This window comes from Pseudomonas sp. S5F11, from assembly GCF_019641515.1.
Classification (GTDB): Bacteria; Pseudomonadota; Gammaproteobacteria; order Pseudomonadales; family Pseudomonadaceae; genus Aquipseudomonas; species Aquipseudomonas rhodesiae.
Window position 1 is genome coordinate 4,923,703 of the sequence record NZ_JAIFJZ010000001.1, and the last position, 13,012, is coordinate 4,936,714.

The following is a 13,012-nucleotide window of genomic DNA, read 5'->3' on the forward strand; positions in this document are numbered from 1 at the left end:
TTTGCTTAACACACTGGGGTTCATTAGGAGTTTCACGATGGAAATGCTGAAGTTTGGTAAGTTTGCTGCTCTGGCTCTGGCTCTGTCCGTAGCCGTTGGTTGCTCGTCCAAAGGCGGCGACAATGCCGGTGAAGGCGCAGCTGTTGATCCAAACGCTGGTTATGGCGCTAACACTGGTGCAGTTGACGGCTCCCTGAGCGAAGAAGCTGCTCTGCGCGCGATCACTACTTTCTACTTCGAATACGACAGTTCGGACCTGAAGCCAGAAGCCATGCGCGCTCTGGACGTTCACGCGAAGGACCTGAAAGCTAACGGCGCTCGCGTTGTTCTGGAAGGTAACACCGACGAACGTGGTACTCGTGAGTACAACATGGCACTGGGCGAGCGTCGTGCTAAAGCCGTTCAACGCTACCTGGTCCTGCAAGGCGTTTCGCCAGCTCAGCTGGAACTGGTTTCCTACGGTAAAGAGCGTCCAGTTGCTACTGGCCACGACGAGCAGTCCTGGGCTCAAAACCGTCGCGTCGAACTGCGTAAGTAATTCGTCATGCGAACGTGCCGTCGTGCTCTAACTGTATTGGCTCTCAGCTTCGCACCGCTTGCGGTGTGGGCTGCGGTTCCTGTGGAAGATAGCAACTCTGGCTATAACAATAGCGGGAGCAGTTATCCGCCAGCGGGTTATGGCACGAACGGCGCCTATGCTGGGGGGGCGGCTACGTCCGCGCCCTCGGCACAGGGCGAACTGTTCAATCAGCTGCAACGCATGCAGGATCAACTTGCGCAGCAACAAGGCGCGATTGAAGTTCTGCAGAATCAAGTGAACCAGCTCAAGCAAGAAGGCCTGGAGCGATACCAGGATCTTGATCGACGTATAGGAGCCGGAGTTACACCTGCCGCTACTCCTGATAATTCTTCTGCCGGTGGCGCGCCAAGCGCTGCTGCCGGTGGTGCAGCAGCCGGGGCGGCCGCTAGCCAAGCCCCCGCCGCCAGCAGCGAACCGGGTGACCCAGTGAAGGAAAAGCTCTATTACGATGCTGCCTTCGACCTGATCAAAGCCAAGGACTTCGATAAAGCCAGCCAGGCTTTTACCGCATTTCTGCGCAAATACCCCAACAGCCAATATGCGGGCAACGCTCAATACTGGCTTGGCGAAGTCAACCTCGCCAAGGGTGATTTGCAAGGTGCCGGCCAGGCATTTGCCAAGGTCAGTCAGCTGTACCCCAAGCACGCCAAGGTGCCGGACTCGCTGTATAAGCTGGCTGACGTAGAGCGCCGCCTGGGTCATACCGACAAGGTCAAAGGCATTCTGCAGCAAGTAGTGGCCCAGTATCCGGGGACGTCTGCTGCCCAGTTGGCTCAACGCGACCTGCAACGCTTGTAAGCGAAGCTGCCCGTTTAGAAGAAACCCGCGCCTGGCGCGGGTTTTTTCGTTAGAATCCACGCCCTTTTATGAAACACGCTTCTTGGGGTCTACGCGTTGGCGGGGTTCCTAGAAGTGCCTGACGGAGGCGGACAGCCTGTTTAGCTGTTACGCCCGTGGCGATTATGCAAGACACATTACGTATTACCGAAGTTTTTTACTCGTTACAGGGTGAAACGCGAACCGCAGGCCTGCCTACTGTATTTGTACGGCTGACAGGTTGCCCTTTGCGTTGCCAATACTGTGACAGCGCTTACGCCTTCAGTGGCGGCACCGTGCGTACCCTCGACGATATCCTGGAGCAGGTGGCAGGTTTCAAGCCCCGTTACGTCTGCGTGACGGGCGGTGAGCCCCTGGCACAGCCCAATGCCCTCCCGTTGCTCAAGCAGCTGTGTGACGCAGGTTATGAAGTGTCTCTGGAAACCAGCGGCGCCTTGGACATCTCTGCGGTAGACCCTCGCGTGAGCCGCGTGGTCGACCTCAAGACCCCGGATTCAAAAGAGGCGCATCGCAACCGCTACGAAAATATGGATCTGCTGAGCGTCAACGATCAGGTCAAGTTCGTGATTTGTTCTCGTGATGATTACGACTGGGCAGTATCAAAGCTGATTCAGTATGGTCTTGAGCGGCGCGCAGGTGAGGTGCTGTTTTCCCCAAGCCACCATGACCTGAATGCCCGCGACCTGGCCGACTGGATAGTGGCAGACAATCTGCCGGTGCGCTTGCAGCTGCAGCTCCATAAATACCTGTGGAACGACGAGCCGGGTCGTTGAAATTCAGCTTCTCGGACTCGGCCTTGGTGGGTTGTATGGGGCTTGCAAATAGCCTGAATCACGGCGATAAGGTGTTTTTTCTGATTTATTTTAAATAAAGTGTTGAATAGTCCTTAGAAATCAGTATTATACGCGCCACCACACAGCGGGTCGTTAGCTCAGTTGGTAGAGCAGTTGGCTTTTAACCAATTGGTCGTAGGTTCGAATCCCACACGACCCACCATTTTTAGCGGTTTAGAAAATCCGGAAGGCCCACGTAAGTGAGGATTTCCGGGTTTTTTTTTGCCTGCCATTTGGGGGGCGGACGGAGTCGGAAGGGTTTGAAAGACGCCTCGGGCAGTACTACAGCGATGATCCCGGAGGTTCCCATTTTTTACCCGACAGGCACCCCCGCGAATACCAGATTAGGCTTTTGAATCCATTCGATATTCTGTAGCCTTGCCCAGCTTCAGTTTCACCCGTGCTTGATGAACACAATCACTTCGTCCGGCGGTGCCCGAAGGGCTCCAGAGCCGGTGGTACACTCGACTTTCGCGCTTCTGCGCCTGCAGGTCTTGCGAACATGACGCACATTTCCGAACGCTTACTGGTTCAAGCCCATCTCGACGCCAAGCAGCCTAAGGCTCTCAGCGCCGAGGAAGAGGCGAGCCTGCGTACCGCCATCGCCGCTGAGCTCAAAGCTCAAGACGCGGTGCTGGTAGCCCACTTTTATTGCGATCCGGTGATTCAGGCCCTGGCCGAAGAGACCGGTGGCTGTGTCTCCGACTCCCTGGAAATGGCTCGCTTCGGCGCCGCGCACCCGGCCAAGACCGTGCTGGTTGCCGGCGTGCGTTTCATGGGGGAGACGGCCAAGATCCTTACACCTGAAAAACGCATTCTCATGCCTACGCTTGAAGCGACCTGCTCTTTGGACCTGGGCTGCCCGGTAGATGAGTTTTCGGCGTTTTGCGATCAGCATCCCGAGCGTACCGTGGTGGTGTACGCCAATACCTCGGCTGCGGTAAAAGCGCGGGCTGATTGGGTGGTGACGTCCAGCTGTGCGCTGGAAATTGTCGAGAGTCTGATGGACAACGGCGAAACCATCATCTGGGGCCCGGATAAACACCTGGGCACCTACATCCAGCGCCAGACCGGCGCCGACATGCTGCTGTGGGACGGTGCCTGCATCGTCCATGAAGAGTTCAAGTCCAAGCAGCTGGAAGATATGAAGGCGCTGTACCCGGATGCAGCCATCCTGGTGCACCCGGAGTCTCCCACGTCGGTGATCGAGCTGGCCGATGCGGTGGGCTCCACCAGCCAACTGATTGCCGCAGCGCAGCGTTTGCCGAACAAGACTTTCATCGTGGCGACCGACCGCGGGATCTTCTACAAGATGCAGCAGCTATGCCCGGACAAGGTCTTCGTAGAAGCGCCTACGGCCGGCAACGGTGCGGCATGTCGCAGTTGCGCACACTGCCCGTGGATGGCCATGAATACGCTGGAGCGCACGCTGCAGTGCCTGCGTGAGGGCAGCAACGAGATCTTCGTCGAACCCTCAGTGATTCCACAGGCTGTGAGACCGCTTAAGCGCATGCTGGATTTTACTCAGGCTGCGCGCCTGAAGCTGGCCGGTAACGCATAGTCGAGTGCGGTAAAAAGCGTGGGAGGGTATGGCCCTCCCACATTTTGATCTGTACCAGGCACGGGGTTATTTTTTCTGCTTCGGAATCCGCACCAACTGCGTATCCGAGTAGATGTCATGCCAGCTGCGTTTCTGCTTGTCGAACAGCGACCAGAGAAACCCTAGCCCCACGCACAGCCACGACGCAATTGACACCACAAAGCGCAGCAGCGCTTGCCACAGGCTGATCCGCGAGCCGTCGGCGTTCTGCACGCGTACGCCCCACACCTGCATGCCCAAGGTCTGGCCGGAATGGGTCCAGAACTTGGCGAAGAACCCAAACAGTACAAACAACAGAATCGTCGACAGCAGTGGGTCGCCATCCAAGGCGCCCGATTCGGTCAACGTGCGCATCCTGGCTTCGCCCACGAACGCGATCCAGATCAGTTTGTAGATAAACGCAGTGACGATCATCAGGGCGGTGCACAACAGGAAGTCATAGAACATCGCTGCCAAACGACGACCCAGGCCAACGGCGGGAAATTCGCCTTGGGGGCTCAGCAGGGGTTTGGACATGGCAGGGCTCTCGGAAGGAAAAAGCCATTTTACGGAATTGCGCCCATAAAAAAGCCCCTGATGTCATATCAGGGGCTTTTTGTCGCAGAGGAATCAGCCTTCTGCTTGAACTTCGTCAGCCTGCATGCCTTTTTGGCCTTGCACCGCAACGAAGGTCACTTTCTGGCCTTCTTTCAGGCTCTTGAAGCCGTTGCCCTGAATAGCGCGGAAATGCACGAACAGATCCGGACCGCTTTCTGGAGTGATAAAACCAAACCCTTTCTCGTCGTTAAACCACTTGACGGTACCGCTCTGACGTTCAGCCATTTTCTTATTTCCTTGACGCTAAAAAATTAATGACAGCCCCTTTCACGCGAAAGAGTACTGGGCTGGGTTGCAGGAAAGTAAGAGACGTCGAACGGGTTGTAGCAAAACTACTTCAGCTACTGCCCAGGTCCAGGTTCCAAGCGACCCATGCAAACACAGTGGGCAAACTCTACGCCAACTAATACGATAAAAACAAGCCCTGCCGGACGCCCCGCATTGCGCGGGCTGATGACACTTCGTTGAATATAATGGAACTGACTTATTCGATAGTCCTAATCACTTGATATAGGCAGCCGCCAGTCATATTAACTATCGTAAATGCACTGTTTTATGGCGGTCGCGTTACAGTTTAGTGCGCCTTGGCGCGACCGCGTTACTTATAGGAACAGTCAATCAGCCACGGTAGTAACGCTGTGGCACAAATGGCATTTTACTTACACGAAGTGGCACCTTTTTCCCACGCACCAACGCAGAGACTTCTGTATCCAGAGCGGTAAAGGCGCTGTCGAGGTAACCCATGGCCAGTGGGCCGCCCAGGCTTGGGCCGAAGCCGCCGCTGCAGACGCTGCCAATCACGCTGCCGTATGCGTCGACGATCTCAGCGCCTTCACGTACTGGCGTGCGTTCCTGGGGCAGCAAGCCCACGCGCTTGCGGCTCACGCCAGTCTGTTGCTGGGTGAAGATCCGGTCCGCCCCCGGGAACCCCCCGGCGCGGGCACCGTCGGCGCGGCGTGCCTTGGAGATGGCCCATAGCAGGCTGGCCTCGATAGGCGTGGTGTCCGTGTTCATGTCATGACCGTACAGGCACAGGCCGGCTTCCAGACGCAGGGAGTCGCGGGCGCCCAGGCCGATGGGTTGTACTTCGGTTTCGGCCAGCAGGCTGCGGGCCAGGCTTTCAGCGCTGGCCGCAGGCACGGAAATCTCAAAGCCGTCCTCGCCGGTGTAGCCGGAGCGGCTGACGTAGCAATCCACACCCAGCAGGCGCACGGCGGCGAACTGCATGAAGGTCATCTTGGTCACTTCCGGCGCCAGGCGCGCCAGCACCTTCACCGCTGCAGGGCCTTGCAGCGCCAACAGGGCGCGCGCTTCGAACAGCGGCTCGATGGTGCACTGATCACCGATGTGTTGGCGCAGGTGGGCCAGGTCTTGATCCTTGCAGGCCGCATTGACCACCAGGAACAGCTCATCGTTACCCAGATTGGCCACCATCAGGTCATCGAGGATGCCGCCCTGATCGTTGGTGAACATCGCGTAGCGCTGCATGCCCACCGGCAGGTCGATGATGTCGACCGGCACCAAGGTTTCCAGGGCCTTGGCAGCATTGGCGCCACTCAGACGGATCTGACCCATATGGGACACATCGAACAACCCGGCCTGATCACGGGTGTGCAGGTGCTCCTTCATGACACCGAGCGGGTATTGCACCGGCATGTCGTACCCGGCGAAGGGCACCATGCGTGCGCCCAGCTCGATATGCAGGGCATGCAGCGGGGTTTTCAATAGGGTTTCGGTGGACATGTTCAGCTCCTGAAAAAACGTGCTGGCGCGCCTTTAGGCGTCAGCACTCGATAATGTTGACCGCCAAACCGCCACGGGCGGTTTCCTTGTATTTGCTTTTCATATCGGCGCCGGTCTGGCGCATGGTGCGGATGACCTTATCGAGGGACACGAAGTGCTGCCCATCACCACGCAAGGCCATGCGCACAGCGTTGATCGCCTTCACCGAGCCCATTGCGTTGCGCTCGATGCAAGGCACTTGCACCAGGCCGCCAATGGGGTCGCAGGTCAGACCGAGGTTGTGCTCCATGCCGATCTCGGCGGCGTTTTCCACTTGCGAAACGCTGCCGCCCAACACCTCACACAGTGCGCCGGCGGCCATGGAGCAAGCCACGCCGACCTCACCTTGACAGCCCACCTCGGCGCCGGAGATCGACGCATTTTCCTTGTAAAGAATGCCGATGGCGGCGGCGGTGAGCAGAAAACGCACCACGCCGTCTTCGTTCGCTCCTGGGATAAAGCGCATGTAGTAATGCAGCACCGCCGGAATGATCCCGGCCGCACCGTTGGTGGGCGCTGTGACCACGCGCCCGCCGTTGGCGTTTTCTTCGTTGACCGCCAGGGCGTACAGGTTGACCCAATCAAGCACCGACAACGGATCGCGCAACGCCGATTCCGGGTTTTTGCACAGTTGACGATGCAGGGCCGCGGCGCGGCGCTTGACCTTCAAACCACCGGGCAAAATGCCTTCGTTGCGACAGCCCGCGTCGACACAGTCTTGCATGACCTGCCAAATTTTCAGCAGGCCGGCCCGGGTTTCCGCCTCTGGACGCCATGCGCTTTCGTTGGTCAGCATCACTTGGCTGATGGACAATCCGTACGTCGCACAATGCCCAAGCAGGTCCTTGGCGCTCTTGAATGGAAAGGTCAGGGGCGTGGCGTCTTCGACAATCCGGTCAGCGCCGGCGGCACCTTCATCCACCACGAAGCCACCGCCGACTGAGTAGTACTCGCGGCTGCGGATCTGCAGGCCGGCGGCGTCGAAGGCGCGGAAGATCATGCCATTGGGATGATAGGCGAGGGGCTTGCGGATCATCGCCAGGTGTTCTTTCTCGTTGAACGCAATGCTGTGTTCGCCGAGCAGGTTCAAGCGACCGTCGCTGCGCATCTGCGCCAGGCGCGTGGCCACGGTTTCGGTGTTCACGGTGTCCGGGTGTTCGCCTTCCAGGCCCAGCAGCACGGCTTTGTCGCTGCCGTGGCCTTTGCCGGTGGCGCCGAGGGAGCCATAGAGTTCCACCTTGACGTGAGTGGTGGCGCTCAACAGCGCGTCACGCTTGAGCCCCTCGACGAATCGAGCGGCGGCGCGCATCGGGCCGACGGTATGGGAACTGGAGGGGCCGATGCCAATCTTGAACAGGTCGAACACGCTTAAAGACATGAGTGGTTCTCCGGTTTCTTGTTATAGGAGCAGCGGCAAGCTCCAAGCCACAAGCGGTAAGAAAGAGCCTCTCGGCTTTTAACTTGCAGCTTGTAGCTTGCCGCTTCCAACTGCTTTAGGCATAAAGCTCTATCGACGGGCACGCACACACCAGGTTGCGATCGCCAAACACGTTGTCGACCCGGCCCACCGGCGGCCAGTACTTGCCTTCGATCAACGATGCAACCGGGTACACCGCCTGTTCACGGCTGTACGGATGGCTCCACTCACCCACCAGTTCGGCGGCGGTGTGCGGGGCGTTTTTCAGTGGGTTGTCGTCTTTATCCAGGGTGCCGTTTTCCACCGCGCGGATTTCTTCGCGGATGGCAATCATCGCGTCGCAGAAGCGGTCCAGTTCTTCCTTGGATTCGCTCTCGGTCGGTTCGATCATCAGGGTGCCCGCCACCGGGAACGACATGGTCGGGGCATGGAAGCCGAAGTCGATCAGACGCTTGGCCACGTCATCCACGCTGATACCGCTGCTGTCCTTGAGCGGGCGCAGGTCCAGGATGCACTCGTGTGCCACCAGGCCGTTGCTGCCGGTGTACAGCACGGGGTAGTGCTCTTCGAGGCGACGGGAAATGTAGTTGGCGTTCAGGATCGCCAGTTGCGACGCGCGCTTGAGGCCCGCGCCGCCCATCATGCTGATGTACATCCAAGTGATCGGCAGGATGCTCGCGCTGCCGAATGGCGCCGCGCACACCGCGCCTTCCTTGCGCTCCATGGCCGCATGGCCCGGCAGGAAAGGCGTGAGGTGCGATTTGACACCAATCGGGCCAACACCTGGGCCGCCACCGCCGTGGGGGATGCAGAAGGTCTTGTGCAGGTTCAGGTGGGACACGTCGCCGCCGAACTTGCCCGGTGCGCACAGGCCCACCATGGCGTTCATGTTGGCGCCGTCGATGTACACCTGGCCGCCGTTGTCGTGGATGATCCCGCAGATTTCGCGGATGCCTTCTTCGAACACGCCGTGGGTGGACGGGTAGGTGATCATCAGCGCGGCCAGGTGCTCGCGGTGCTCGATCGCTTTGGCGCGCAGGTCTTCGATGTCCACGTTGCCACGGGCGTCGCAGGCGGTGACGACCACGCGCATGCCGGCCATGTTGGCGGTGGCTGGGTTGGTGCCGTGGGCGGACGAGGGGATCAGGCAGATATCGCGACGGGCTTCGCCACGGCTCTGGTGGTAAGCACGGATCGCCAGCAGGCCGGCGTATTCGCCTTGGGAACCAGCGTTCGGTTGCAAGGAGATGGCGTCATAACCGGTGGCCGCGCAGAGCATGGCTTCCAGGTCGGCGGTCAGTTGCTGGTAACCGGCGCTTTGTTCGGTTGGGGCGAACGGGTGCAGGGCGCCGAACTCGGCCCAGGTCACCGGGATCATTTCGCTGGCGGCGTTGAGCTTCATGGTGCACGAGCCCAACGGAATCATGGTGCGGTCCAGCGCCAGGTCCTTGTCGGCCAGTTTGCGCAGGTAGCGCATCAGCTCGGTTTCGGAGTGGTAACGGTTGAACACTGGGTGGCTGAGGATCGGCGACTGACGCAGCAGCGTCGCCGGCAGGCAGCTGTCGGCTTGGGCGTCGAAGGCGGGCAGGGCCTTGCCGTCGGCGAAGATCGCCCACAGGGCCTGAATATCGGCCTGGGTAGTGGTTTCATCGACCGACAGACCAACCCGCTCAGCGTCGACCACGCGCAGGTTGATGCGCTGGGCGCGGGCCTTGTCGTGCAGGGCAGCGGTGGCGGCGCCGGTGTTGAGGGTCAGGGTATCGAAGAACTGCGTTTGCTCGACCTTCAGGCCCAGCGCGCTCAGGCCTTTGGCGAGGATGGCGGTCAACTGATGAATGCGTTGGGCGATCTGCGTCAGGCCTTTGGGGCCGTGATACACCGCGTACATGCTGGCGATGTTGGCCAGCAGCACTTGGGCGGTGCAGATGTTGGACGTGGCTTTCTCGCGGCGGATGTGCTGCTCGCGGGTCTGCATGGCCAAACGCAGGGCCGGCTTGCCGAAACGGTCAACGGACACGCCCACCAGACGGCCTGGCATATCGCGCTTGAACGCATCTTTGGTGGAGAAATAGGCCGCATGCGGGCCACCGAAGCCCAGCGGCACGCCGAAGCGTTGTGCGCTGCCGATGGCCACGTCTGCGCCGAATTCACCCGGTGGGGTCAACAGGGTCAGGGCCAGCAGGTCGGCGGCCACGGCCACCAGGGTGTTGGCGGCATGGAAGCGCTCGGTGAGTTCGCGGTAGTCGAACACATCGCCATTGCTGGCCGGGTATTGCAGCAGGGCGCCGAAGAATGGGCTGAAGTCACTCAGTTCGCGCTCATCGCCCACCACCACATCGATGCCCAATGGCTCGGCACGGGTGCGCAACACGTCGAGGGTCTGCGGGTGGCTGTGGATCGAGGCGAAGAAGGCATTGCTGCCTTTGTTCTTGCTCAGGCGTTTGCAGAAAGTCATGGCTTCGGCGGCGGCGGTGGCTTCGTCGAGCAGGGAGGCGTTGGCAATCGGCAGGCCGGTGAGGTCGCTGATCAGGGTCTGGAAGTTCAACAGCGCTTCCAGGCGGCCCTGGGAAATCTCCGGCTGGTAAGGGGTGTAGGCGGTATACCAGGCCGGGTTTTCCAGGAGGTTGCGCAGGATCGGCGCCGGTGTGTGGCAGTTGTAGTAGCCCTGGCCGATGTAGGTCTTGAACAGTTGGTTCTGGCTGGCGATGGCTTTGATTCGCGCCAGCGCCTCGGCTTCGCTCATGCCGTCTTCCAGGCCGAGCACGCTGGTGCCCTTGATGCTTTCCGGGATCACGCTGGCGCTCAGGGCTTCCAGGGAGTCAAAGCCCAGGCTGGCGAGCATGTGTTGCTCGTCTGCCTGGCGCGGGCCGATATGGCGGGCGATGAATTCGTTGGCGGTGGTGAGATTAACGGTCATGGCGTGCTCCTCAGGCTTCGGCGTTGGCTTTGATCAGGCGGTCGTACGCGTCCTGATCCAACAGCGTAGTCACTGCATGTGCATCGGCCGGTTTAAAGCGGAAGAACCAGCCATCGCCCATCGGGTCTTCGTTGACCAGCTCCGGGCTTTCGCTGAGCTTGTCGTTCACTTCGAGCACTTCACCGTCCAACGGCATGTACACGCCGCTGGCGGCTTTGACCGATTCCACGGTGGAGGCTTCGTCGCCCTTGGTGTAGGCCTGCAGCTCTGGCAGTTGCACGTAAACTACATCACCCAGTGCGTTCTGTGCGAAAGCGGTGATGCCCACGGTGACGCTGCCGTCGGCTTCGGCGCGCAGCCATTCGTGATCTTCAGTAAAACGCAATTCGCTCATGCAAACTCCTCAGGGCCAGAATTCGTCTGGTGGACGGAATGGAAACAGTGGCAGTTGCTTAGCAAAATCGCGGCCAATGTTATTTAAGTCATATGAATCAATGGGTTATAGAAAATTGACGATATGAGGTGTGCGTGAGGTGTAGCGATTTCGCTACAGTCGAGCGGCTGAAAAAAAGCCTATGTGGATCAAAGCCTTGCATGGCGCGTAAAAAGCAGGGCTGTAGCGATATCGTTACGCTGTAGCGCTTTCAGTACAGTGGATGTCGTTCTCAGACCAAACGTTGGCAGTGCATTCAATGTGAGAGGGGGCTTGTCCCCGATGACTACCGATCAGCCAACTAACCTGTGACTGACCCGCCGCCATCGGGGGCAAGCCCCCTCCCACATTGTCTGTGTTCCATAGTCAGATCCCATGGACCTGTTCAGGGCTTGTTGGGAATACCGTACTTACGCAATCGATGGGCGATGGCCGTGTGCGAGGTGTGCAGACGGCTGGCCAGTTGGCGAGTCGAGGGGTAGCTGGTGTAGAGCTTTTCCAACAGGTCGCGCTCGAAGTCTTCCACGGCCTGTTCCAGGCTGTCGATTTCCACGTCGCTCTGGCGCGCCACCGAGGTGCCGGCGATGTCCAGGTCGCCGATGTCCACCAGGCTGCTTTCGCAAATGGCTGCGGCACGAAAGATCACGTTCTGCAATTGGCGTACGTTGCCCGGCCAGCGGTTGCCCAGCAGCGCCGGGTAGGTGCCTGGCGCCAGGCGGCACACTGGGCGCTGGATCTGCGCGCAGGCCTGCTGCATAAAGTAGCGCGCCAGCAGCAGGATGTCCTGGCCGCGCGCGCGCAGGGGCGGCACTTCCACGTTGAGCACATTGAGGCGGTAAAACAGGTCTTCACGGAAGGTGCCTTCGCTGACCATTTTTTCCAAGTCGCGGTGGGTGGCGCTGAGGATGCGCACGTTGACCTTCACCTCACGGTCACCCCCGACCCGGCGGAAGCTGCCGTCATTGAGAAAACGCAGCAATTTGGCCTGCAGATACGGCGACATTTCGCCGATCTCATCCAGGAACACCGTGCCCTGGTTGGCCAGTTCCATCAGGCCCGGTTTGCCGCCGCGTTGGGCGCCGGTAAAGGCACCCGGTGCGTAACCGAACAGCTCGCTCTCGGCGAGGTTTTCCGGCAGCGCCGCGCAGTTCAAGGCCAGGAACGGTGCACTGGCGCGTGCGCTGATGGCGTGGCAGGCGCGGGCCACCAGCTCTTTGCCGGTGCCGGTTTCACCCTGGATCAGCAACGGAGCATCCAGCGCCGCCACCCTTTGCGCGCGGGCCTTGAGGGTGCGGATCACCGGGGACTCGCCCAGCAGCGCATCGAAGCCCTCTGCATGGTCGTGGTGCAGGGCCGACAGCTGTTCGCCGATACGGTTGGGCTGGTAGAGGGTGAGCAGAGCGCCGGCATCGGTGATCGGCGTGGCGTCGAGCAACCAGGTCTGGCCGTTTACGCTGATCTCGCGCAGCGGCAGGCGAAAGCCCTGTTCCAGCAGGGTTTCCAGCAAGGCCGGGTCATTGAATAGCGCGCTGATGCTTTCGCCGGCCGGTTCGCGGCCGTACAGCGCGATCAACGCCGGATTGGCCAGCAGGATCTTGCCCGCACTGTCCACGGCCAGCACTGGGTCGGTCATGGCGGCCAGCAGGGCATCTAATTGCAGGTGGCGGCGTTGGCCAGGGAGGATGTCCACCACGGTCACCGCCTGCACGCCGTGCACGCTGAACAGGGCGTCGCGCAGTTCTTCCAGCACTTCGGCGCTCAACGTCGGTGCATCGATATAGACGTTGGGCGGCGCCATCTCCACCGCATCCAGATTCAGATTGCGCCCACCCAGCAGGGCCAGGACTTCCTGGGTGATGCCGACGCGGTCGATGAAGCTGACGTGGATACGCATGGGATGGCGTTGGGTTCTGGGGGGCGGAGGGTGCCAAGTATGCCTTGCAGGCGATAGAGATCAAACTGTGAGAGGGGGCTTGCCCCCGATCACGACGTGTCAGCCAAGGTATCGGTGGCTGA

Annotated in this window: 11 protein-coding genes and 1 tRNA gene; 5 read left to right on the forward strand and 7 right to left on the reverse strand. The window is 60.0% G+C overall.

From position 1 onward, the window contains the following. Positions 1-37: 37 nt before the first annotated feature. The 5 genes from pal (at position 38) to nadA (ending at position 3,811) form a co-directional block, all read left to right on the forward strand. The gene (gene pal, locus K1567_RS22230; RefSeq protein ID WP_034100156.1) at positions 38-538 is read left to right on the forward strand and encodes a peptidoglycan-associated lipoprotein Pal; all 501 of its coding nucleotides are present in this window, start codon (positions 38-40) and stop codon (positions 536-538) included. Positions 539-544: 6 nt separating this feature from the next. Continuing rightward, entirely contained in the window at positions 545-1,378 is an 834-nt protein-coding gene (gene ybgF, locus K1567_RS22235) for a tol-pal system protein YbgF (RefSeq protein ID WP_220698861.1), read from the forward strand. A gap of 164 nt (positions 1,379-1,542) precedes the next feature. Continuing rightward, positions 1,543-2,190: a 7-carboxy-7-deazaguanine synthase QueE gene (queE, locus tag K1567_RS22240; RefSeq protein WP_034100607.1), complete on the forward strand. Its 648-nt coding sequence runs from the start codon at positions 1,543-1,545 to the stop codon at positions 2,188-2,190. Positions 2,191-2,337: 147 nt separating this feature from the next. Then, positions 2,338-2,413: transfer RNA gene (locus K1567_RS22245), tRNA-Lys, on the forward strand. 339 nt (positions 2,414-2,752) lie between these two features. Then, positions 2,753-3,811 (forward strand): quinolinate synthase NadA, encoded by a 1,059-nt coding sequence (gene nadA, locus K1567_RS22250; RefSeq protein WP_034100151.1) that lies wholly within the window; start codon positions 2,753-2,755, stop codon positions 3,809-3,811. A 66-nt stretch (positions 3,812-3,877) separates the two neighbouring features. Here nadA and K1567_RS22255 read toward each other — a convergent pair whose 3' ends face one another. The 7 genes from K1567_RS22255 to K1567_RS22285 form a co-directional block, all read right to left on the reverse strand. Next, positions 3,878-4,366 (reverse strand): RDD family protein, encoded by a 489-nt coding sequence (locus tag K1567_RS22255; RefSeq protein ID WP_034100149.1) that lies wholly within the window; start codon positions 4,364-4,366, stop codon positions 3,878-3,880. A 93-nt stretch (positions 4,367-4,459) separates the two neighbouring features. After that, positions 4,460-4,672 carry a cold-shock protein gene (locus K1567_RS22260; RefSeq protein ID WP_003365337.1) on the reverse strand — a complete coding sequence of 71 codons (213 nt, stop codon included), beginning with the start codon at positions 4,670-4,672 and terminating at the stop codon, positions 4,460-4,462. 393 nt (positions 4,673-5,065) lie between these two features. Beyond that, a complete protein-coding gene (gene gcvT, locus K1567_RS22265) occupies positions 5,066-6,190 on the reverse strand; it encodes a glycine cleavage system aminomethyltransferase GcvT (protein WP_220698862.1) in 1,125 nt (374 codons plus the stop codon). Positions 6,191-6,230: 40 nt separating this feature from the next. Then, a complete protein-coding gene (locus K1567_RS22270; RefSeq protein WP_034100144.1) occupies positions 6,231-7,607 on the reverse strand; it encodes an L-serine ammonia-lyase in 1,377 nt (458 codons plus the stop codon). A 115-nt stretch (positions 7,608-7,722) separates the two neighbouring features. Next, positions 7,723-10,563, reverse strand: a complete 2,841-nt coding sequence (gene gcvP, locus K1567_RS22275; protein ID WP_220698863.1) for an aminomethyl-transferring glycine dehydrogenase — start codon at positions 10,561-10,563, stop codon at positions 7,723-7,725. Between the two features lie 10 nt (positions 10,564-10,573). After that, entirely contained in the window at positions 10,574-10,957 is a 384-nt protein-coding gene (gcvH, locus tag K1567_RS22280) for a glycine cleavage system protein GcvH (RefSeq protein ID WP_034100140.1), read from the reverse strand. A gap of 424 nt (positions 10,958-11,381) precedes the next feature. Continuing rightward, positions 11,382-12,890, reverse strand: a complete 1,509-nt coding sequence (locus tag K1567_RS22285; protein ID WP_169868240.1) for a sigma-54-dependent transcriptional regulator — start codon at positions 12,888-12,890, stop codon at positions 11,382-11,384. Positions 12,891-13,012: the final 122 nt, after the last annotated feature.

What these genes read in the sequence shown, in the direction of transcription:
- gcvT (WP_220698862.1), bottom strand. Translation starts at nt 6,190, where the DNA reads ATGTCCACCGAAACCCTATTGAAAACCCCGCTGCATGCCCTGCATATC.
- K1567_RS22270 (WP_034100144.1), bottom strand. Translation starts at nt 7,607, where the DNA reads ATGTCTTTAAGCGTGTTCGACCTGTTCAAGATTGGCATCGGCCCCTCC.
- queE (WP_034100607.1), top strand. Translation starts at nt 1,543, where the DNA reads ATGCAAGACACATTACGTATTACCGAAGTTTTTTACTCGTTACAGGGT.
- K1567_RS22260 (WP_003365337.1), bottom strand. Translation starts at nt 4,672, where the DNA reads ATGGCTGAACGTCAGAGCGGTACCGTCAAGTGGTTTAACGACGAGAAA.
- K1567_RS22255 (WP_034100149.1), bottom strand. Translation starts at nt 4,366, where the DNA reads ATGTCCAAACCCCTGCTGAGCCCCCAAGGCGAATTTCCCGCCGTTGGC.
- gcvH (WP_034100140.1), bottom strand. Translation starts at nt 10,957, where the DNA reads ATGAGCGAATTGCGTTTTACTGAAGATCACGAATGGCTGCGCGCCGAA.
- pal (WP_034100156.1), top strand. Translation starts at nt 38, where the DNA reads ATGGAAATGCTGAAGTTTGGTAAGTTTGCTGCTCTGGCTCTGGCTCTG.
- K1567_RS22285 (WP_169868240.1), bottom strand. Translation starts at nt 12,890, where the DNA reads ATGCGTATCCACGTCAGCTTCATCGACCGCGTCGGCATCACCCAGGAA.
- gcvP (WP_220698863.1), bottom strand. Translation starts at nt 10,563, where the DNA reads ATGACCGTTAATCTCACCACCGCCAACGAATTCATCGCCCGCCATATC.
- ybgF (WP_220698861.1), top strand. Translation starts at nt 545, where the DNA reads ATGCGAACGTGCCGTCGTGCTCTAACTGTATTGGCTCTCAGCTTCGCA.
- nadA (WP_034100151.1), top strand. Translation starts at nt 2,753, where the DNA reads ATGACGCACATTTCCGAACGCTTACTGGTTCAAGCCCATCTCGACGCC.